Raw genomic sequence first — 23,574 nt, 5'->3', positions numbered from 1 at the left:
ATTTAAATGCATTACTTAATTTTTTTACATGGAATTGGAAGTGGTTCTAATCAAAAAGATTATGAATCTATGTTTAAAATTATCTCTAATAAATTGCCACAGGATAAAAAAGATAATTTGAAAAAAATTGGAATCTATTGGAATGACGTGGTTGAGCAGGTTGAAGAAGATATTTTTGATTCTATGTTTGATAAAAAAGGAAATAAAAATTTTGCCCTTCTACAATTAATTAAAGTTATACCAAAATTAAGGGAATTTCTAACTTTTTGGGTTGGTGATTCAATTGCTTACACTGCGGAGAATGACAATGGAATCCGATCTAAAGTATGGAGAACACTTAGTACTGAAATTCTTAAAATGCAACCTGATGATAAGTATAGTATTATTGCCCATTCACTTGGTTCAGTTATTGCTTTTGATTATTTGTTCAAACTTTTTATAAAGGATACTTTACTCCATCCTGGTGAATTTCCTGAAACTGATTCTAAAATACTAGATAATTATAAAAATAAATTTTGTCATTTTTTTACCATGGGTTCTCCTATAAGTCTTTTTTTGCTAAGACAAGGAAAACTTTATCAAAAAAAGTCTGGTAATTTCTTAATACAAAAAGAGACTAAAAACTTCGATAATCTTATTAGTCCTGTTTTAATAGATAAAAACTTACCAATTGAATTTAATCGAACTTGGTTTAATTTTTGTGATACTGAGGATATAATTTCATTCCCTTTAAATAATATTTTTGATAGAAATAAAGATAATAAAGTTGGGGAATTTTATCCTAAAGATACTATTCTACCTAAAGATGTTTTTGTTGAGACCGGAGATGTTGTAATTGATTCGCATGAAGATTATTGGGTTTCTGATGAGGTTACAGATTTAATTGTTAAATCTTTATTCAATTATATATAAAATAATTTTAAAATTATTAATTCAATGGAAATTCCATCAATTTTTATCAGTACTGGTGTAGCTGGAATAGTAGGTTTTTTGTTCTACCTTATTATCCCCAAAATGTTACCTATGATTAAAGAAATGCAAAACCAAAAATATAAGTTCATATTATTATTAGTTTTATCAGTTGGAATGTTTGCTCTAACTATTACAGGATTATATCTTTTTTATCTTCAAAATCTAAATAGTGAAGGGGGTAATCAACCACATAGTAATACCTCAATTTTATCATCTTCATTTTTATTAAATACAGCATATGCTCAACCAAAAACTGAATGTGGTGTGAACACAGGTAATTTTGAATTGTATTTAAGTTTCGTAAACAACAAGCCTTATTTTACTAATTTATGTGATAATGGTAAATTTATAATCAATTTAATTAATTTAGATATTGATAAAAATGTTGCTACTTTTAAAATTGAAATTGGAAACAATCCACCATCATTTCTGAATCTTCCATTAAATAATCAAAAGATATTCATATATAATAATTGTAAATTTAAACTTACTTATATCGGATTTTCAAATTTTAATGCTGGAATAAGATATTTCTTTAGAAATAGATATGTAGTAAAATATAACATTGTTAGGATAGAATAAGTTGCTTCTATTGTTAGTAATGAATCTGAAGAATAATCTTTTAAAGTTGAAAATAGCTTTAATCACTTTGTAATCATTAAAATTTTCTGGTAAAGCGAAATGAAAAAGTCAATTTTTTTTATACTTTTATTAATAATTTCAGTATTGAGCATTTCTTCAAGTGGATGCTCTTCTTGGGTAAGGGATTTAACTGATTTAGTTCACTCTGCACCAAATGTGATTGATACAATTACGCAAAGAGCTGGAGGTGGTCTTGTAAGGGGGCTAAGGGATACTCTTACTAATGATGACAGTAAAAAAAAGATTGCTGCTTTGATTGATGTAATCATGAGTAAATTAGATAGTAATGCAAAAGCTACAGGAACATCCTTAAAGGATTCTTTATTAAGTGAATCAACTAAAAATTGGATACTTGATCTAAAAAATGAATTGTTAGGAAGTAAAACAGATGCTCAAATTGCACAATTAATGGACGAGCTAATAGGCAACAAAACTAAATCGAAAATTGAATCGATAATAAATTCAATAACTGGTGAAAACACTGCGAGAAATCTTGAGAAGATAACTAGAGAAAGCATTACTGATCCAATATCATCTACTTTTGAAGGAATATTAAATAAACTAGAAAAAGAAACAGCACCCAGTATAAGAGATTCTTTATTAAATTCAAAAGCAACATCAGTTATTGATTCTTTGATTTCAAGATCTTTAAATAGGTTCGATAGAACTTTAGATTCAACATTTATTAAAGCTCATAGAGAAGAAGGAACTCTTACTAAATATGCAAAAGAAATTATATGGAGCTTGATTGCTGGCTTAGCATTACTTACTACTCTGATAGGATGGCTTTCATATGCAATTAGAAAAAAATCAAGAGTAATGGATATTATAACTTCTCAAATTCATGATATTCCTAATCAGAATAGTTATGACGAACTTACTAAAAGAATTAAATCTCTAACAATGCAAAATGGATTAGAAGGTTATTTTAAAAATTATCTATTAGATAAAGGATTAATAACAGATAAATCAATAATTGAGAATTCAGATAAAATCAAAAAGAAGTAGAAATCTAGTAAATATACATTTGTTATTTTTTCATTTTACTACAATAATTTTTATGATTCCATTATTTAACTTTAAAGGTTTTAGTTCATTCGATCCTATTGACTCTTTAAACAAAAAAGAGAAGTATTCTTTAGCTTTCCTGAATTCATTTATAATAACTACTTCATTTTTATCCATATCAATTTATGTTTTAAAATTTGCAACTTTTTCAAACCCATTTATTTTCTGGATAGTAGTTTTTTTGATAACTTTCTTATTCACTCCATTAATTCTTTTAATGAGGAAGTCTAGTTCTATTATTCTAATGTTACTTCTAATAGTTCCTTTTCTTCTTATTGATTTATATTTTGAATCAAATTTTAGAAATCATCCAATTCCTCCTTTTCTTCCACCTTGGGTTTATAATGATAATAGTTTAATAGGGAAATACCCGTATTTAATTAAAGTAACTTTTATTATAATTGTTTATTCATTCTTTTACGCTCCATTTTGTTTATGGGTAAATAGAATTATTGCATCTGTAATCAAAAATGAAAAATATAAAATTGGATGTAAAAAAATTGAACAACAACAAAACCTGTTTAGAAATCAGTGGACTGATGAAGTAGTAAATAAGCCAGATTTTAATTTCAGTTTTTGGATATTAAGAATTATTGGGCTGCTATATTTTTCATACTTCCTTATTATTTTAATTAGTTATTTAGGTTATTCTAATTATCCAATTGAATTAGTAAAATTTCTTGATCTTACTTTTAGTAACCCTGCTCTAACAATCAATACAATTACAAAATTGGCTATTATGTCAACACTTTGTTTTATTGGTGCTTACAATAAAAACCTCAGATGGCATGTTGCAATTATTTTAATTATTGGACATTCAATTTCAATTTTATCTTCTTTATATTATTATTTATCAACTTCTATAAATTCAAGTTCAGATATTTATTTACTTTCATCTATAATTGTTGATACAATTTTTGTGATTTTTTTTATGTTTGTTTTGAAACAACATAATAAAATTTCTGAAGTTTTCACATCTCCAAAAAATTTTCCTGAATTTTATTCTATTCCTCATAGAATAACAAGATACGTTTATTATCTAATTTCGATTAGTACTGCTTGCATCTTTATTTTAGTAATTTATTTCAGAAACTTCTATTCTTCAAATGACTCTTTTGGAGCTATTTATGGATTCCCAGATCCTCAAGTATGCAATACTTTAACTCTTTATGGTTCAATTTCTATAATTGCATTTCTAATTGCTAAAAATGAAAACTTAAGGAATCATTTATTTAAAACTCTAACAATTCCATTAGGTATAACAATTATTGTTGAAATCCTTTACTTTAGTGTAAAGCACTTAGCAGGGAATTTTATAATAACCCAAACTAGATCTACTGAAATGTTGCAAATTGATTGGTATTTTGTTTTAAATATATTTGGAAATAGTTTGATACTAGTTGGAATAATTGCATTGAGAAAAATGTTTTTTAATGTTGATTATTCTATTACAAACCTTAGCCCATCATCGGCATTAAGTGTGGTTTCAATACATGGAGCTTTTTATCCAGAAACAACACAGAGCGATAGATATTCTATAATGCAAAGTATTGATATTCATTCTGGTGAAATTCAAGGAAGGAAAAGAGGATTACTTAATTTCCCTTTTTGGTTAGTTGAAAATATCTTCTCTCTTATTTGCGGATTACGTATAAGTATTGCTTCAATGGATGATGAAAATATTCGTTATTATTTGTATAAGTATTATTTACAAACTCCAGTTAAAAGAAAAAATTCATTAGTTCCTTTTTTAAGTGAAATATTATATAAAATTGGAATAGCGTTACATGCACTTGTAACAATGGCTCATTATTCAAATCCGAAATTAAGATCAAAAACTGGATTTGTTCCACCTGATGCTCGTGACAGATTACAAAGTGATGTTGCTATAAGTCGCCCCCCATTTAAAGATATTGCTCCTTTACCAGTTGATGAAAAAGATGAGAATAATTTCAAGAAGAATAAAAATTCGAATGCAAAATTTCCTGCACCACGTATTTCAGCTTTAATTGGAGAAAGTGAACTGCCAAATGATATTGATTACTTAATAATTGGATCTGGTCCTGCAGGTGCTGTAATGGCATATAGGCTTGCTTCTAAACATGGAATTAATCCTGAAAAAATTGCAATCATTGAGCGTGGTAAAAGATATTCTGCCCTTCAAGATTATACTGATGTTGAAATTGATATGGTCAGAAAACTTTATAAGGAGGGGGGATTACAGCAAACTAAAAGATACGATATGATGATTCTTCAAGCGGAATGTATGGGTGGAGGTAGTGAAGTTTATAATGCAATATGTTTTAAAATGCCAAATCAAGTAAAAAACATTTGGCAAAATGATTTTGATATTAATCTTTTCGATTTGGACAAAGAGTATCAAGTTATTCAATCAGAACTTGGTATTTCGGAAGTTGATCCGAATGCTATTAATGAATTAGTTGAACAAAAATTTGTTAATGGAGTAAATGGATATAATAATAAATTCAATAATGGTTTGAATAATGTAAAACTTGAAGCAAATCATGCTAATAATTTTGGTGCAGGAATGTGCAATATTGGAAATAGGTTTTTAAGAAAACGAACAATGACTGAAACGTATTTAGCATGGGCTGAAGGCAAAGGGGTTAAAATTTTTAGTGGAGTTAGTGCAATAAGATTTACAAAAGAAAACAATAAAGCATCAAGCGTATTAGTTCGTTCCGGAGGGGCAATGAGGGAAATTAAAATAAACAAATCAGTAATAGTAACAGCTGGAGTAATTGCAAGCAGTCATTTCCTTATGAGAAGCAAAGTTTTTGGGAATGTAGGCAAAAACGTTGCTTGTAATTACGCCTTTCCTGTTGCATTTGAATTCAATGAAACATTAAATTCTTTCGATGGTGCACAAATAACTAAAGGTGCTATAGATGTTAACTCAAGAGCTATTTTTGAAACGTACTTTAATCCTCCAGCTTCCTTTGCTCTTTCCCTTCCCTTTTATTTTGACAGGTTTGATAACATGATGAACAATTATAATAAATTAATAAATTTTGGTGCATTAGTTGGTTCAGATCCAAGCGGATTAATTGAAGAAAAACCAAATATTATTGATGGCAGACCAATTGTTTGGAATCCAACTATGAAAGATAAATCTAATATAAAATTTGCACTATCAACATTGGCTCATATAGGAAAAGAAGCTGGTGCTGTTAAAGCTGTTTTTCCACTTGAACCAGGAATTGATTTAAACTTAGAAGATGATGTTAGCATTAACACCTTTATTGACAATTTAAATCAATACGATCTCGAAATGAGTGACATGCACTTAACAACAGCTCACCCACAAGGTGGCAATAGAATGTGTGGAAATAATTCTAATCAAAAAATAAGTAGAGTTGTAGATTCACAATTCAAACTTGAAGGGCTAGATAATGTATTTGTAAGTGATGCATCTATTTTTCCAACAGGTTTAACTGTTAACCCACAATGGACTATTTTAGCTATGAGTTCCTTGGCATCAAAAAATATTTAACTATCAACTATCATATAATAACATATTAAATACTCAAAAAATTATGGGGAAAATTTGGACTTACGAATCGCTTGGAGCAGCAAGTAGCAATGAGTTAGAGCAATTATTAAGAACTTGCCAACCACCAGATATGGAACAACTAAATGGTTTTGTTTACAATGGTTGGAACCATGAATGGATTGGCAAACTATCTGGAGAAAAATTCCAGAAAGGATTTTGTAAAAAAGATGGAAAGGTAATGGGCTTTAACCAAATGTGTGAGCAAGATGGTAAAAAATATATGGGTGATTGGGTTACAAGAAAAAAAAAGGATGGAACTCCAATTCAGTTAGCTTTTTTCAGATCTTCAACAATTAAAGCTGAACCAAAAGAAAAATTATATGAACCTTATCAACAAGCTGGGCATTTTAATTATGATGTACCTATGAATACAGGTTACAACTGGTTTTTTAAGTTTATTAGAGATATAGTTGTTACACCAAATCCTGGAGATAATTCACTAATATTATGTAAAGCTTATATTCAATTACTCATACCAGGTTTAAATGTTTTTTACTGTTATTTTATTCTAGGAAACAAAAAACAAATCGATCATTTTCCTTGGTAATCTATCCCTCAACTTTTGAATATATTACTTAATTAAATATCTGACTTATGGATACTAGAAATTCAACTCAAATTGACCGCAGATATATTGTTTTATCTGATCTTCACGCCACAACTGGCTTGAATAAATCTACTGGTCGTTGGTCAACTAATGAAGATTTTTTTTGGGATGAAATTTTTGAAGAATTTTTAATTCATTTTAATGATGGAAATACAACTTTAATTATTAATGGAGATTTTTTTGATTTCATGCAAGTAATTGTTTCGGAGTTTACTGAAAATGATTACATTAAATATCCAGGTCTTTCACCACTTGATTTAAATCCTAAATATGGATTGAAATGTACTGAACCTGCAATGACTTTGGCAATAGATTTAATTGCTGAAGGGCACGAAGTCCTTTTCAGAGCTTTAGCTGAATTTGCTTTAAACAATAAAGTTGTTATTACAAAGGGGAATCATGATGTACAGCTTTACTGGGTTAAAGTACAAATTAGGATTAAAGAGATTCTTAAAACTTATCAACCAAATCTTAATTTTGATAACATTGAATTTAGACCATGGTGTTATTATGTAAAAGATCTATTTTACATTGAGCATGGAAATCAATATGAAGATACAACTTCCTTTAGTAATTTTCTTTATCCAATGTTACCAGAAATTTCTGGTGAGAATAAACAATTAGAACTAGATCTTTCGAGTTTTTTGGTTAGGTATTTAACCAATGCAATTGAACCAATAAACCCTTTAGCAGATAATATTAGACCGATATCAATGTTTTGGAGTGAGTTGTTTAAAAAATATCCAACACTAATTATTGGAATATTTATTTATGCTTTGAAGTATGTTGTCAAAATATTTTCAATAGCAAAAAAACAGAAAAAAAATTCTGAAAGTAAAGCTTCAAAATCAATTATTGAAGAAAATAAAAGATTGATAATTCAAGAAGCTGAATTTTTTTCAATAGCCAATAAAGCAGAATTTAACAAATTATCAAAAGCATTTATAAAATTTGAGAATAACAAATTCCCTGTAACCCTAGAGCAAGGACCTTTTAAATTCATTTTCAACTTAATCAAACCTTCAATATTACCTACTTTATACCTAATTACTTTTTCTTTGTATTCATTTTTTTGCGTACCAAAAATTGTATCGATTCTCAAACAATGGTTCATTAATAACTTTAATAAGGATTCAATTTATAGAATTACTAGTTATTTATATGATAAGAATATATTCAATGTAGGTTTAACAATCCTTGGAGCTGTTTTAATGATTTTAATTATCAGAAATCTTTCAAAGAGTAAATCATCATCTGTTTTTGATGTTAGTAGAAACTTCAGAAGTATAGCAATTGATATTGCGAATACTTTAAACGTACCAATTGTAATTTTTGGTCATACACATTACTCAGATATTCACAAAACAAATAATGGAAGAACTTATTTCAATACTGGTACTTGGATGGGGATATTTGAAGAAACAGAACTTTTGTATAGAGATTCAAAACAATTCACTTTTGTTAAAATTGAAAATGGAAAATCTAAACTCTTAAGATGGAATTCAGATAATAAATCTATTGAAAAAGTAATTATTATGGATACTGAATCAGTTAACTTAGGGAGTGAAAACAGAATATTTAATTTTATATTAAAGCTTTTAAAAATAACTTAGATTATTTTATATCTTTTGCCATTTTTGTAATTACTTTAATTTAACTCATTAGAAAGAAATTTGTTTAATTTGTTCTATAGTTAATTTTTGGTGAAATCAAATAATGAATTATTGTATTAGTTATTCATAACAACCTTACTTGATTATATATTACTAATCTTTAAAAAAGTGATTACCCTAAATAATATTTTCATTTTATAAATTACAATGAATCCATTAAAAATCCTACAAACAACATTTGGGTTTGACTCTTTTAGGCACAATCAGAAAGAAATCATTAAAAATGTAATTGATGGTAATGATTCTTTTGTATTAATGCCAACTGGTGGTGGCAAATCATTATGTTATCAAATACCAGCATTAATTTTTAAAGGGCTAACAGTGGTTGTTTCACCTTTAATTGCTTTAATGAAGGATCAAGTTGATGCCCTGAAAATTAATGGTGTTCCTGCTAATTTTCTTAACTCGACACAATCCCAAAATGAACAAAATACTATAATTGAACAACTTAGGAATAATAAGTTAAAGTTAATTTATTTAGCCCCTGAAAGATTGATTGGTGAAGGAAATGGCTTTTTATCAATTTTAAAAACTTTAGATATCTCACTATTTGCAATAGATGAGGCTCATTGTATTTCTTCATGGGGTCATGATTTTCGTCCTGAATACTTACAACTTTCAACACTTAAAGTAAATTTTCCCAACGTACCAATTATTGCTCTAACTGCAACAGCAGATAAAATCACTCAAAAAGATATTCTTGATAAATTAAATTTAGATAATCCCAAAACTTTTCTTTCTAGTTTTAACAGACCTAATATCTTTTATAAAGTGGAAAAGAAGCAAAATACTTTTGCTAAAATAGTTGAGTATATAAGCAAACATAAAAATGATTCAGGTATTATATATACTCTTAGTAGAAAGAATGCTGATGAAATTTGTCAGAAACTTGAAGAATTGGGATTTCTCTGTAAGCCTTATCATGCTGGGCTTTCTAAAGATGACAGAGAGACAAATCAGAATCTTTTTTTAAGAGATGAAATTAAAATAATTGTTGCTACAATAGCATTTGGTATGGGGATTGATAAATCGAATGTTAGATTTGTGCTTCATTATAATTTACCAAAGAACATTGAAGGTTACTATCAAGAAACAGGCAGAGCAGGACGTGATGGACTTCCAAGCGAAGCTCTTCTTTTCTATAGTCGAGGTGATGTAATTACATTAAAGAAATTTATCTTTATTGAAGACAATGAAAATCAGAGTAGAATTATGCTTGACAAGTTAAATAAAATGACAAATTATGCTGAAACTAACAACTGTAGAAGAAAATTCCTTTTAAATTATTTTGATGAGTTACACTCTGGGAACTGCTGTAATTGTGATGTTTGTATAACAACTTATGATAAGTTTGATGCAACTGTTATAGCTCAAAAAGCATTATCTGCTGTTTCAAGATTGGGTGAAAGAATGGGGCTTAATTATTTAATAGAATTTTTAAGAGGTAGTAATTCTGATAAAATTAAAGAGTATCATATGTCTATAAAAACATTTGGTATTGGAGCAGATATTAACAAAGAAGATTGGTATTACTATATCAAGGAGATTATACAATTGGGATATCTTGAACAAACTCAAGACCAATATCCAATTATTAAGTTAACCAAAAAAAGTGCTGAAGTTTTATTTGGCAAAGAGCAAGTTTTTCTTGTTAAAATCATTCCAAATGACAAACCTCAAAAAATTGTTAAACAAAAAATTATTTCATATGATGAAGAATTGTTTCAAAAACTGAGATCTATTAGAAGATTAATTGCCGATGATGAAAAAGTTCCATCATTTATAATTTTTAGTGATTCAACTTTAGTTGAGTTATCATATTATTATCCTAGGGCTATTTTAGATTTAAAAAATATCTCAGGTTTTGGTGAAGTTAAGATTAGAAAATATGGTCAAATTTTTCTTGAAGCAATTCAGCAATATTGCTTGGAACATAACTTAGATTCAAGAATGAATTTAAAAGTTCAGAATATAATTTCACCAAAAAATATTGAAACCCAAAATTCATCATTAGATAAAATTCCTACCCATGAGTTAACATATAATTTGTTCAAACAAGGGTTTTCAATTAATGAGATTGCAATAAAAAGAGGGTTTACAATTCAAACAATTGAAACTCATTTATTTAAGTATATATCTAAAGGTGTTATCGATATTAAATTTTTTGTATCAGAACCAAAGGTAAGAGTTATTGAAGATGAATTAATATCTCAGGGATTAACTTCTATAAAACTTGTTAAAGAAAAGTTAGGTGAAAATTTTACATATAATGAAATTAAAGCAGTAATTGCATTTTTGGAATTTAAATTCAATTCTTAAATTATTTTTATTAATTACTTCATTTATTTTTTATAGTTCCGAAATCCCTAAATTTGTTACTTAAATTTCTGTAAAAATTTATTAAATATATCATATGGTAAACGAGCTAAAAATTAATCTTGAAGGATTTGAATATCAAGATCTATTTAAACCTGAAAAATTAAAATTGTTAACTGAGTTATTTTATTCTAAACTTAATTCAAATGACCCTGAACTTTATCATAAATTTGTCCATTATTCCCAAACTAAAGGTGAAGGAATGTCCTCTGAAAAAATTTCTGAGATTTTAATACAATCTGCTGCTCAACTCTCTTTGTTCATTACAGAAATGTTCCAAATTCAAGATTTGCATGGAAATCAAAAAAGTATTGTTGAAAGTGAGAACATCATATTTGCATTTAAAAGAGATTTTGTGCAACGAAGAGCTCTTAAAAAGTATAAATCATTAGATAATTTAAACATTGCTGAACTTCAAATAGATTTTATTAAATTACAATGTGGTTTATTTAAAGAGTATTTCAACTTATTTGATAAAGAGCTTGCTACTGCTAAAGTTGCAATGAACTTATTAAAAGATGTTTTAATTTTAGATGATGAAAAAAAGAATTTATTAGAACTTTTAGAAAAATGGGTTGCTGTAAATCATTATGCTCCAGACTCTGAAACTAAAAACTGGGTCTCCCTCAAAAACCCACATAGTATTGACTATGATAACTTAGTTAAAGTCAATATTCCAATTGGATTAACCTACACTGCTTTTACTGGGGATGAGTCAAACTTAAGACTTAGAGATGGATTTGCTTTGACAGATGAAAGATATAATGTACGTGAAGTTATGAATGAAGTTGAATATTGTATTTTTTGTCATAATAGAGATAAAGACTCATGTAGTAAGGGTTTACTCGAAAAAGATGGATTTTCAAAACGCAATCCTCTGGGAATTAAATTAGATGGTTGCCCCTTAGATGAAAAAATATCTGAAGCTCATTATTTAAAACATTGCGGAGATGGTTTAGCAGGTCTTTGTATAATCATGATTGATAATCCTATGTGCCCTGGTACAGGTCACCGTATTTGCAACGATTGTATGAAGTCTTGTATATACCAAAAACAAGAGCCTGTAAATATACCTCAGATAGAAACTTCAATGTTAACAGAAGTTTTAAATTTTACATTTGGATTTGAAATTTATTCCTTGTTAACTAGGTGGAATCCTATCAACATTAAAAGACCATATACATTACCATATAACGGAAAAAAAATTATTAGTTGTTGGATTGGGTCCTGCTGGTTATACTTTATCTCATTATTTAATAAATGAAGGTTTTGGAGTAGTTGGAATTGATGGTTTAAAAATTGAACCGCTTCCCAATAATGTATTATCTGAACCCATCAAAAATTATAAAGATATTTATGAAGGACTAGATGATCGTATTCTTCTTGGTTTTGGTGGTGTTTCTGAATATGGTATAACTGTACGATGGGATAAAAACTTCCTAAAGGTTATTTATATTGCTTTAATGCGTAGAGATTTATTCTCAATCTATGGTGGAATTAGATTTGGTGGAACAATCACAATTGATGATGCTTGGAATTTAGGATTTGATCATATTGCAATTGCTACTGGAGCTGGAAAACCTACAATTGTTCCTATGAAAAATGGTTTAATTAGAGGTATTCGTCAAGCTTCTGATTTTTTAATGGCTTTACAATTAACAGGGGCATACAAACCAAACGCTTTGGCAAATTTACAACTTAGACTTCCTGCAATTGTTATTGGCGGCGGATTAACAGGAATTGATACTACCACTGAGGCTATGGCATACTACCCTATTCAAGTTGAAAGAATACTTAACCGTAGTGAAGAGTTGATTAAAGATCTTGGTGAAGAAGCTTATTTTTCAAAATTTAATGATGAAGAAAAAGAAATTTTAAATGAGTTTATATCTCATGGTAAACAAATAAGAAACGAACGTTTGATCGCAAAAAATGAGAATAGAAAACCTGATTTTATCAAATTAATTCGTAGTTGGGGGGGGGTTTCTTTAGCTTACCGAAAAGGAATGAAAGATTCGCCTGCATATAGATTAAACCATGAAGAGATTATAAAAGCCTTAGAAGAAGGAATTTATTTCATTGAAAATATGTCACCTATTGAGGCAATTCATGACCAGTATGGAGCGGTAAAAGAATTGGTTTTTGAAAAACAGTTTTTAAATAGTGAAGGTAAATGGAGAAATAGTGGCGAACAAATTACTCTATCAGCTCGAAGCGTTATGATAGCTGCAGGTACTTCTCCAAATACTATTATTGAACGAGAAACTCCTGGTTCATTTAAATTTGAAGAATGGAGTCAATATTTTTCACCACATACTATTGTTATAAATCAATAATTTTTAACTTAATGTGCTGAAACAATACAATTTTATTTTTATTAATTTTTAATTTAAATTAAATTATTTGTTATTACATTCAACATGAATTGAAATTGAATTTGATTCAGTTGGGCAAGGTGAAATAATTTTTAAACTTCTTTTACTTACTTCATCTTTATAAAATGTTTCAGACTCAGTTATTGTATGGTTCCCTGAACTTTGGGCAATAAATGATTGTACTGCTCCAATTGGGGTATCACCATTATAAAATTGATATTGAAAAATGCATCTTTCATTAGTTGCAACATTTGCTTTATAATTAATAGTGAAAGGGCAATCTCCAAAATGGCTTACTTGATTTGCTGTTAGATAAACATTCGAAACACAACAAGCTCCTGTTGGTGTCGAGTAAGTATCAGTTTCAGGTGGTGTGTATTTGTAAGTTTCTCCTTTCGTTAAATTTGGACAGGGTATAATAAAATTTATTTTTGATGACCTATAAGTACAAGGAGCTATTACTTCTAATGTTCTATTGTTTCCAGTTGAGGGTTCTGAAAAGGTTTCAACTTCCATAACTGGATAGTTTCCAACAGAAGTAGCATTCAAATATTGAGTTGGTCCAGCAATTTCTCCATTCTTTAAGAATCTATATTGCAGATAACATGGACCTGAAACAACTATTTCACCTTTAAAAGTTATTGTTACTGGACATGGAATTTCATTTAAATTACCTGGTTCGTAACTTAGATTAATATTTACTATAGGGCATGTAACATCAACTTCTGGTTGTTCAGTTTTGATAGTTTTATTAATCGTAACTCTCTTTGAAGGAATTTTTTGAGCCTTAGCAATGCTAATAAATAAAATTGCTATTAATAAATAAGTAAAAGTTTTATTCATTCTAATTTTATAAATATTTTATTTTGTGGATATATCTAATATAAAGAACTTTGTATCATTAATCAAGTAAAAGTTAAAATACAATTTATTTTATTATGAAAATAGTTTGCCGAAGTAATTTTTTTACATTCCCGTTAATTGAAGAACTTAAAAAGTTACAAATTGATATATTAATTTCTGATAATCCTAATGAATTATTATTAAATGGCGAAGCAGATATTGCAATTGCATCACCATTAGATTTTTTAAATTCTAGAGAAACATTAAGTACTTTAATTATTAGTAGTGTTGGAGTAATTTCTAAAGGTTTTTCAAGTATTTCAAAATTAATTTTCAAATCTGGATTAAAAGAAATTTCTACCTTTTCATTTAAAGAATCAAATTTTTATGAAAGATTAATTTCTGAAATAATATTATCTGAAAAATTTGATTTTCATCCTGAATTTTTATTAATTGATTCAATCACAACTATTGATGATTATTTAAATAATTCAGATTGTACTTTAGTAATAGCAGACAGTAATTTTATTGATAATAATAGTTATTTAGATTTGAGCGACGAATGGGAAGATTTAACGGAGTCTTCTTTAGTTCATATTTTATGTTATACTATAAATGATGATAAGATGATTTTAAAATATGATTTTTTAAAATCACTTGTTTTAAAATTTAATTTACCTGAAAACTCTAAGATTAATTTTCAGTTAGATGAAGACTCACTAAAAGGCTTAGACATTTTTTTTAATTATACATTCTTAAAAGGTTTAATTGGAGACTTACCACAAACTACAGCTTTATTTTACTCAGAATAAGATTTTTACGTAAAATATTTAATTATTATTAATTTTATTTTATATTTTTATGCCTTTTTTTAACTTGTTACTTAATTTTTTTACCTTACCTTTGCTTAAATCAGTTAACTGATTAACTTTTAATTATATCCGGCACACTTCTTTTTTAGCTTTTTCTACATCTAATAAAATTACTTATTTGAGGAATTGTTGTGTGAATCGGTATTCATTCACAAAATACAATTTAATAACGTAATTTTTATGCCATTTCATTTACTTGGTTTGGCGGATTCTCTTGTTCAAGGAATTCTTGCAACAGGATATACCGCTCCAACTCAAATTCAATCTTTAGCTATTCCAGTTGCTGTTTCAGGACGAGACGTTATTGGATGTGCTCAAACAGGTACTGGTAAAACTGCTGCTTTTGTTTTACCAATATTAAACAAACTTGCTAACAATCCTGATGCCAAAAGACGTTTTCCAAGAGCTTTAATCATTACTCCAACTAGAGAATTAGCACTACAAATTGAAAATTCTGTTCAAGGTTATGGGAGATTTATGAAAATGAGAAGCTTAACTATTTATGGTGGTGTAGGTTATGAAAATCAAATGTCAGCCCTTAAAAGAGGTGTAGATGTTGTTATAGCTACTCCTGGCAGGCTATGTGATCATATGAATAGAAAAACTATTAACCTATCACATATTGAAGTTTTAGTTTTAGATGAAGCAGATAGAATGTTTGATATGGGTTTTATTAATGATGTTAAAAAGATCATAGCTGAAACTACAAATGAAAGACAAACACTTTTATTTTCAGCTACTATGTCTAAAGAAGTTAGAGGTTTGGCAGCTGGGATTTTAAAAAATCCAAAACTTATAGAAGTTGGTATAACCAAAAGTCCTGCCGAATCTATTACTCAATATTTTTATGCAGTTCATCAAAAATCTAAATTAGATTTATTAACTCACATCATTAACTCTGAGGATTTAGATTGTGTTTTAGTATTTTCAAGAACAAAACATGGTGCGGACAGGATTACTAAGTATTTAGAAAGAAATGATATTTCTTCTGCAGCTATTCATTCTGAAAGAACACAAAGGCAACGTGAAAATGCTTTAGATGGTTTCAGAAGAGGTAAATTTAAAGTTTTAGTTGCTACAGATATTGCAGCTCGTGGAATTGATGTTGATGGAATTTCACACGTTATTAATTTTGATGTTCCAACTCATGCCGAAGATTATGTTCATAGAATTGGAAGAACTGGTAGAGCTAATGCAACAGGAGAAGCAATTACTTTTGTTGATCGTGAGGAAAACATGCATCTACAGAGGATTGAGAGGTATATTTCCAAAAAAGTTAAACCTATAAAATATGCTGGGTTTCTTGAAAAACCTCATGAAAGTGCATTTAGCGAATCTAGATTTCAAGAAAATAAGTTGACAGGTAATAGAAATGATTATCCTAGCAGATCAAGTAATTCAAGAGGATCTGATTCAAGAGGTACTAATTCTAGAGGAAATGATTCTAGAAGAAGTTTTGATAGTTCTAGGAGTTCTGATTCTAGAAGAAGTACTGGAAGTCCTAAGAATTATGAATCAAGAATGAGTTCTAAAACTCCTTTTAGTCCAGATTCTATAAAAAGTTTTGATTCAAATAATTCATCCACTTTTACTAAAAGAACAACTAGACCAAGAAGTGTAAATGATAATTATAGTTCTTCAACTTCAACGGTTAGAAAAGATAGTAATTCGGCAGATGTTTATTCCTCTGCTCAGAGATTGAATACAAGTTCTGAAGAATCTTTTCCAAAAAAAGCTTTAACTAGGAAATCTTTTGGTGATTCTTCTTCTGATGACTCAAGAGAATTTAAAAAAAGAAGAACTAAAATAGATTCTACAAATGAAAGTAAAAAAAACAACACTTTCCAATGGACTAAAAAAAGTTTTGGTAGCAAAAAGAAATTTTAATAATTTGATAACGTCAGTAAACTGGATATTATTTATACTATCCAGTTTTTTTATTTTAAAAATACTCTTATAAACTATATCATGCAAAATTGTGAAGTTGTTCCAATTAAATTATGGGGTGAGCCTGAAAAGCCTATTCCTATATTATGTTTACAATTTTCATGCCTTACTCAAGATGAAGCTCAGTCAAGATTATCTAGACAAATTCCCAGATATATCTCTAGAAAACTTTCTTTATCAAATAAATTTAATTCAAGTTTTTTCTCTTTCAAGGGTGAAATAAATTCTGTTGAATGCTTTCTAAATACTTCAACAAGCCCAACTATTGATATAATAGATGAAATAGCAAACAATCATTCAACTCCTTATGTATTATATGGAAAATTTGGAATTGAAGATAAATTTAAGATTGAAATTTATTTATATGATGCTAAAATTTGTAAGATTGTTTATAAGAATGCTATAGATGTTTACCCTACATACCTTTTTGATTCATTGGATGAGTTATGTTCTAAAATAGTTAGTATTGCTGGTTTTATTTTAGAAAAAGAGGATAGGATGTCACTATTTAGTAGAGATACTTTAAACTGGGATGCATTTTTGTATTACATATTAGCAGAGGATGATAGATATGCTTATACTATAGGAATTAAAATTCCTAGTTTTGAAAATACTATTTCTTTATATTTTGAGTCATTGAAAATTGATTGTGAATTTGAGTTATCAGAAAAAGCTTGCATTGCATTTATTACAGATTTATATATTAAAGAAAAAATATCTTATCAAAGAACTTTAGAGTATTTCAATGAATGTCTTAGTTTAAATGAAAATTCTGTAAATATCAATTATGCATTAATGATATTCCATGAAAATCATAATAACAATCAGTTAAGCTCTTTTTTTGCAAATAAATTATTGACTATGAATATTTCTAATATTGAAATGTTAATTGATATTAACAAGATTCTTACTCTTAAAAACTAAAATTTCTTACAATTTATTCAACTATTTATTAGATTAGTTAACTTTCTTTTTAAATCATTTATTGCTAATGCTCTATGACTTAAGTAGTTTTTTTCTTGTATAGTCATTTCTGCATAAGTTTTTTCATTAATTTCTAACTCAAATATTTTGTCATAACCAAATCCATTCTCACCCTTTTCTTCATATGTAATTTTTCCTCTAACTTCTCCTTCACTAAAAATAGTATTAAACTCATCTACAAAACAAATAACAGTTTTAAAACTTGCATTCCTATTTTTTATACTTGTTAAATCATTAAGCAATTTAATTCTATTATTTTTTGAATTACAATCTTTACCTGCATACCGTGCTGATAATACTCCTGGTTTTTTATTTAATTCTAAAACTTCTAAACCAGTATCGTCAGCTATTACTGGTAAATTTGTAATATTATTAATAGTTTTAGCTTTAATATAGGCATTTTCTTCAAGTGTTTCTCCATCTTCAATAATGTCAATTGTAATATTAATATCATTCAAGGTAATAATACGAACACCTAATATTTCATTTAAAATAGACTTTAATTCTTCTATTTTATTTGAATTATTAGATGCCAATAAAATTGTTTTATAATTTAAGTTCAAGTCCATCATATGCTAAATATATGTTTTCTGGAAGTTCGTTTTCAGTGATTTGATGAGAAACATCATGCGATATGTGAGTTAGAAATGTTTTATTTGCATTTAATTTTTTCGCAATCTCAATAGATTCATTAATTGAAAAATGAGTTGGGTGTTTAGAATATCTTAAACCATCTAAAATCAATATATCTAAATTTTGTAGTTTTTGAATTGAATCTTCAGAAATAACATTACAATCTGTACAATATGCAAAATTTTGAATCCTATATCCGTTGACTCTCATATTTCCATGTAATAATGGAATTGGCGTTATTGTAATATCCTTAATACTAAACTCTTCTATATCAATTATTGTACAATTTACTTTTGGTGAGCTACTCAAGTTCGGCTCATTTGAAAAAGCATATTTAAATACATCTTTTAAATTATCTAATGTTTCTTGCATTAAATAAATAGGTACTGATTTATTTTTTGCAAAATTAAAAGCTCTTAAATCATCAAATCCAGCTATATGATCGAAATGATGGTGAGTATAAATAACTGCATCAATATCTAAAATCTCATTTTTTAAACACTGTTCCCTTAAATCATTTGAAGTATCAATAAGTAGCTTTAAATTATCAATATTTACTAAAATTGAGGTTCTTAGCCTTTTATCTTTAAAATTATTTGATTTACAAACATTACAATTACAACCTACTAGTGGAACTCCTGTTGAAGTACCGCTTCCTAATATTTTTATTAGAATATTTTTAGATTTCATATTATCTAAATCTTAATAAAAATTGTTTTTCATCCTTTTTTCTTAAATTTTTAACAATTTCAAGACCAGTTTCAAAATCTGTTGTATTAAAACCAAGTCTATATTGAGATTTAAAATTGATTAGACCAGAATTTAATGGTCTTTTTGCTTTTCTACCTAACTCTTGTTCTTTAATAGGTATCAAATTTGTAGAAAGTTCAAATTTTTTTATTATTAACAATGCTAATTCATATCTTGAAAATACTTTATTCCCAGTTATATTTACAATACCATTATAATTATACTCAATAATTTTCATAATTCCAATGGCGATATCATCAATAAATGTAGGAGTACCAAATTCATCATCAACTATTTTCAACTGTTTATTCAATTTTGATGATTCTAAAACCCAACAAACAAAGTCTTTTTTTCCAGATTTACTAAATCCATATAGCCACATAGTTCTGATTATAGCAAAATCAATTCCTGATTTTATACATATGTTTTCTGCAGCTAATTTTGACTTTCCATAATAATTTATTGGATTTGGTTGAGATTCTTCTAAATATGGTCCATTTTTTCCATTAAATATATAATCAGAAGATATTTGAATTAATTTTGCATCTAATTTTCTACAAATTTCTACTATTATTTCTACTATATCTACGTTATTTTTCCAGGTAATATTTTTTTCATCTTCACAGACATCAACATTAGTTTTTGCTGCACAATTAATAAAAATAGTTGGTTTTTCTTTAAAATTAGAAATTTTTAATTTCCAATCTTTTCTACTTAAAGTGTCAAATTCTTCTAAAACTCCATTATCAAATATACCTTTTGAATTAACCTCAACTATTGTCCAATTGGTTTCCCTTTTTAATATTTCTACAACCTTTTGACCTAATAACCCTTCTGATCCTATAATTAATACTTTCATAATTGTTTCACGTGGAACTTATTCTATTTTGTGTATAGCATCAATATTGATAAATCTGATCGACTTACGCCACTTATTCTTGAAGCTTGTCCAAAAGTTACAGGATTAATTTTAGTTAACTTTTCTCTACCTTCGGAAGAAAGTGACTTAATTTTTGAATAATCTAAGTAATTTGGTAAAAAAGTTGACTCCATTGTTTTAAATTTTTCGATTTCTGCATTATGTTTTAATATATAGCCTTCATATTTAGCATTTATATTTATCTGCTCAGCAACTTCTTCATTTATTAATAAGGATTTCAACAATTCTGGTGAATCATTACTATTTAAAAAATAATCAGTTGTTACTTCAGGTCTTTTTAAGTAATTCCAACCTTTGATCCTTTCACTTTCATTAATTATAGTCCAATTAAAACTTTTTAAAATACTTTCAGCTGTTTGAATATTTTGTATTTTTTCTCTTACTTTAGAAATTCTTTTTAAATCAATCAAACCCAATTCATATCCAATTTCTGATAATCTAATATCTGCATTGTCTCTTCTTAAAATTAATCTATACTCAGCTCTTGATGTGAACATTCTATAAGGTTCATCTGTACTCAAAACGCTTAAATCATCCATCAATACACCTATGTAACCTTGAGATCTATCTAAAATTATACCTTTATTCCCTTTTATCTTGGAAACACAGTTAATACCTGCCATTAAACCTTGAGCAGCTGCTTCTTCATAACCAGAAGTTCCATTAACTTGCCCTGCAAAATAAAGTCCAGAAACATATTTACTTTCAAGTGTTCGATGCAATTGATATGGGGGTATATAATCATACTCAACAGCATATCCCCATCTTAGTACTTCACATTTTTCCAAACCTGAAATGCTTTTCAAAGCTTTTATTTGAATATCCTGTGGTAAAGAAGTAGAAAACCCATTCACATAAATTGAATCAGTATTTAACCCTTCTGGTTCTAAAAAAATATGATGACTATCTTTATCAGCAAATCTAAATATTTTATCTTCTATTGATGGACAATATCTTGGACCCGTTCCCTTAATTCTTCCAGAAAACATTGGTGATCTATCAAAACCTGTTTTTAAGATTTCATGAGTTTCACTATTAGTATTGGTAACATAGCATGATATCTTGTTTTCGACTGAAATTGTAGTTTTTGAGAAAGGAATTGGATTTGAATCACCGGAATCAACTCTACAATTTGCAAAATCGATCGATTTCTTGTCAATTCTTGGAGGAGTACCTGTTTTAAGTCTTCCCAATTCAAATCCTATATTTTTAAGTGACCCACTAATATTATTAGCAGAATTTTCACCAACTCTCCCCCCCATAATTTGAGATTCGCCTGTATGCATTACTCCACATAAAAATGTACCACTACATAAAATCACACCAGAGGTTCTTAATTTAATTTTGATTCCTTTTAAATCAGAAAATACAACACCAATTATTTTTCCATTTTCAACGCAAACATCATCAACTATCCCTTCAAGTATATCCAATTTATCAATTTCAGTAAGCCTTTTTTGAGCATAAAATGGATAAAGATCCTTATCATTTTGAGATCTTGGAGACCACATAGCTGGTCCTTTTGAAGTACCTAACATTTTAAACTGAATACCAGACTTATCTGCTAATTTAGCCATTTCTCCTCCTAAAGCATCTATTTCACATACCAACTGTCCCTTTGCCATTCCACCAATTGCAGGATTACAAGATAATCTACCAATTGTATCAAATTTCATAGTAATCAATGCTGTTTCACAACCCAACCTAGCTGAAACAGAAGATGCTTCAATTCCAGCATGACCACCACCAATTACTATTACATCATATTTATTTTTAATCATCATTATGCAATTAATTGTTCCACGTGGAACTTTTTTACTTCCCTATACAGAAAGAAGAAAATATATTATTGAGAATATCTTCATTAGATGTCTCGCCAGTTAGTTCGGAAATCAACATAAGAATGTATCTTAGGTCAGCAGAAAGTAATTCAGAATTTTTTAAATCAACTGATAATCCAACTAAATGATTTTCAATACCCTTAATTATTAAAAATTGTCTTTGATTTAGTAATGCAATTTGTTCAGTGTTATTAATAGAATAATTATTGAATAAATAATTAAGCAAGCCAATAATAGATTCAGTTTTATAAATTGAACAATAAATACAATCAAATACTATATTTTGTTTTTGATTTTCTAATAATAAATCGCTTTTTGTAAAAACAATTTTAAACTTTATGACAGGATATTGAATAGTTAAAGTTGTAAAATTTAATATTTCACTCTTTAAATTTAGTTTATCGGAAGAATCAATTAAATAAATAACATGATCTGACATTGAAATCAACTCTTGAGCCAATCTAACCCCTTCTGATTCAATATGATCGGTGGTCTGACGAATACCAGCTGTATCTATAAATCTCATTGAAAGTCCACTATAAATAATCTTTTCTTCAATGTAATCTCTTGTTGTACCTGCTTGAGTACTAACCAATGATCTTGAATAACCCAGAAATGAATTGAATAAACTAGATTTACCGGCATTAGGTCTTCCCATCAATAAAATTCTAGGTCCTTGACTAATCCAATTTGAGGAATTATATGACAATAAAAGAGAAGTACAAAACAATTTTAAATCGGATAATAATTTGTCTAAAACATCAGAATTAGAAAATGAGTAACCATCTTCAACAAAGTCCAATTCAAGCTCTATATAAGAGAGTATTTGAATAATTTGTTCTCTAAAACTAATTAATTTAGTATTTAATTCACCATTATACTGTTTTTGAGAAATAATAAGAGCTTGTTGCGACTCAGATTGAATCAAAAAAGCAAGAGCTTCAACTTGAGTAAGGTCAATTTTGCCATTCAAAAAAGACTGTTTAGTAAATTCACCTGGTTTAGCAAGTCTAGCTCCATAATCAACAGCAATCTGAATTATCAAATCAACTAAAAAAGGGTTGCCATGCAGATGTAATTCAACAACATTTTCTCCTGTAAAAGAATAAGGCGCTTGAAAACGTACAACTAAACAATTATCTATTTGTTCGTTGTTGACTAATACAAAGCAATTATACAACTTTCTACTTGTAATAACGGCAATAGATTTTTTGTTACGTAATTTTATAAACTTATCGGTAATAAGATAAGAATCTTTACCACTAAGTCTAACAATAGAAACACCACCTATCCCTTTTGGTGTAGCTAAAGCAATTATAGTATCAACATTTTTGATTAAATTATATTTATTGGAAATTGAAAATAAATAAAAATATAATTAATTATAATTAAATTTTAGTAAGAGAAACTTAAAGGTAAATTTTATAAACAAAATAAATTGATAATTAATTCTAAAATATTAAAAGTCTTAATATTA

Annotated in this window: 16 protein-coding genes and 1 pseudogene; 11 read left to right on the top strand and 6 right to left on the bottom strand. The window is 27.9% G+C overall.

Annotation, left to right across the window (positions count from 1 at the left end; genetic code table 11):
- Positions 1-6 precede the first annotated feature (6 nt).
- The 8 genes and pseudogenes from IPP08_12595 to IPP08_12560 all read left to right on the top strand — a co-directional run bounded on the left by IPP08_12595 (position 7) and on the right by IPP08_12560 (position 13,248).
- Positions 7-912, top strand: coding sequence for a hypothetical protein (locus IPP08_12595; GenBank protein QQS66574.1), 906 nt, complete (start codon positions 7-9; stop codon positions 910-912).
- Between the two features lie 24 nt (positions 913-936).
- On the top strand, positions 937-1,554 hold the full coding sequence (locus tag IPP08_12590) for a hypothetical protein (protein ID QQS66573.1): 618 nt from the start codon (positions 937-939) through the stop codon (positions 1,552-1,554).
- A 99-nt stretch (positions 1,555-1,653) separates the two neighbouring features.
- The gene (locus IPP08_12585; protein QQS66572.1) at positions 1,654-2,622 is read left to right on the top strand and encodes a hypothetical protein; all 969 of its coding nucleotides are present in this window, start codon (positions 1,654-1,656) and stop codon (positions 2,620-2,622) included.
- Between the two features lie 52 nt (positions 2,623-2,674).
- Entirely contained in the window at positions 2,675-6,196 is a 3,522-nt protein-coding gene (locus IPP08_12580; GenBank protein ID QQS66571.1) for a GMC family oxidoreductase, read from the top strand.
- Positions 6,197-6,239: 43 nt separating this feature from the next.
- The gene (locus tag IPP08_12575) at positions 6,240-6,803 is read left to right on the top strand and encodes a hypothetical protein (protein ID QQS66570.1); all 564 of its coding nucleotides are present in this window, start codon (positions 6,240-6,242) and stop codon (positions 6,801-6,803) included.
- 47 nt (positions 6,804-6,850) lie between these two features.
- The gene (locus IPP08_12570; GenBank protein ID QQS66569.1) at positions 6,851-8,476 is read left to right on the top strand and encodes a metallophosphoesterase; all 1,626 of its coding nucleotides are present in this window, start codon (positions 6,851-6,853) and stop codon (positions 8,474-8,476) included.
- A gap of 207 nt (positions 8,477-8,683) precedes the next feature.
- Positions 8,684-10,855, top strand: coding sequence for a DNA helicase RecQ (recQ, locus tag IPP08_12565; GenBank protein QQS66568.1), 2,172 nt, complete (start codon positions 8,684-8,686; stop codon positions 10,853-10,855).
- 94 nt (positions 10,856-10,949) lie between these two features.
- Positions 10,950-13,248, top strand: a pseudogene (locus IPP08_12560) (FAD-dependent oxidoreductase).
- Positions 13,249-13,311: 63 nt separating this feature from the next.
- Here IPP08_12560 and IPP08_12555 read toward each other — a convergent pair.
- A complete protein-coding gene (locus IPP08_12555; protein QQS66567.1) occupies positions 13,312-14,130 on the bottom strand; it encodes a hypothetical protein in 819 nt (272 codons plus the stop codon).
- A 95-nt stretch (positions 14,131-14,225) separates the two neighbouring features.
- Between IPP08_12555 and IPP08_12550 the strand changes: the two genes are divergently transcribed.
- The 3 genes from IPP08_12550 to IPP08_12540 all read left to right on the top strand — a co-directional run bounded on the left by IPP08_12550 (position 14,226) and on the right by IPP08_12540 (position 17,873).
- Complete coding sequence (locus IPP08_12550) at positions 14,226-14,942, top strand: hypothetical protein (protein ID QQS66566.1); 717 nt, start codon at positions 14,226-14,228, stop codon at positions 14,940-14,942.
- Between the two features lie 240 nt (positions 14,943-15,182).
- Entirely contained in the window at positions 15,183-16,889 is a 1,707-nt protein-coding gene (locus IPP08_12545; GenBank protein QQS66565.1) for a DEAD/DEAH box helicase, read from the top strand.
- Positions 16,890-16,970: 81 nt separating this feature from the next.
- Positions 16,971-17,873 carry a hypothetical protein gene (locus IPP08_12540; GenBank protein ID QQS66564.1) on the top strand — a complete coding sequence of 301 codons (903 nt, stop codon included), beginning with the start codon at positions 16,971-16,973 and terminating at the stop codon, positions 17,871-17,873.
- A 17-nt stretch (positions 17,874-17,890) separates the two neighbouring features.
- Here IPP08_12540 and rdgB read toward each other — a convergent pair whose 3' ends face one another.
- From rdgB to mnmE, 5 genes are read right to left on the bottom strand one after another with little or no spacing between them, the layout of a single operon-like run.
- Complete coding sequence (gene rdgB / locus IPP08_12535) at positions 17,891-18,469, bottom strand: RdgB/HAM1 family non-canonical purine NTP pyrophosphatase (GenBank protein QQS66563.1); 579 nt, start codon at positions 18,467-18,469, stop codon at positions 17,891-17,893.
- 10 nt (positions 18,470-18,479) lie between these two features.
- Entirely contained in the window at positions 18,480-19,256 is a 777-nt protein-coding gene (locus tag IPP08_12530; GenBank protein ID QQS66562.1) for an MBL fold metallo-hydrolase, read from the bottom strand.
- A 1-nt stretch (position 19,257) separates the two neighbouring features.
- A complete protein-coding gene (locus IPP08_12525; GenBank protein ID QQS66561.1) occupies positions 19,258-20,175 on the bottom strand; it encodes an SDR family oxidoreductase in 918 nt (305 codons plus the stop codon).
- 23 nt (positions 20,176-20,198) lie between these two features.
- Positions 20,199-22,037 carry a tRNA uridine-5-carboxymethylaminomethyl(34) synthesis enzyme MnmG gene (gene mnmG, locus IPP08_12520; GenBank protein ID QQS67896.1) on the bottom strand — a complete coding sequence of 613 codons (1,839 nt, stop codon included), beginning with the start codon at positions 22,035-22,037 and terminating at the stop codon, positions 20,199-20,201.
- A gap of 34 nt (positions 22,038-22,071) precedes the next feature.
- The gene (mnmE, locus tag IPP08_12515; GenBank protein QQS67895.1) at positions 22,072-23,454 is read right to left on the bottom strand and encodes a tRNA uridine-5-carboxymethylaminomethyl(34) synthesis GTPase MnmE; all 1,383 of its coding nucleotides are present in this window, start codon (positions 23,452-23,454) and stop codon (positions 22,072-22,074) included.
- Positions 23,455-23,574: the final 120 nt, after the last annotated feature.

The sequence above is a fragment of the Chlorobiota bacterium genome, assembly GCA_016700335.1.
Taxonomy (GTDB): Bacteria; Bacteroidota; Ignavibacteria; order OLB7; family OLB7.
This window is presented reverse-complemented; position numbering and strand designations above follow the sequence as displayed.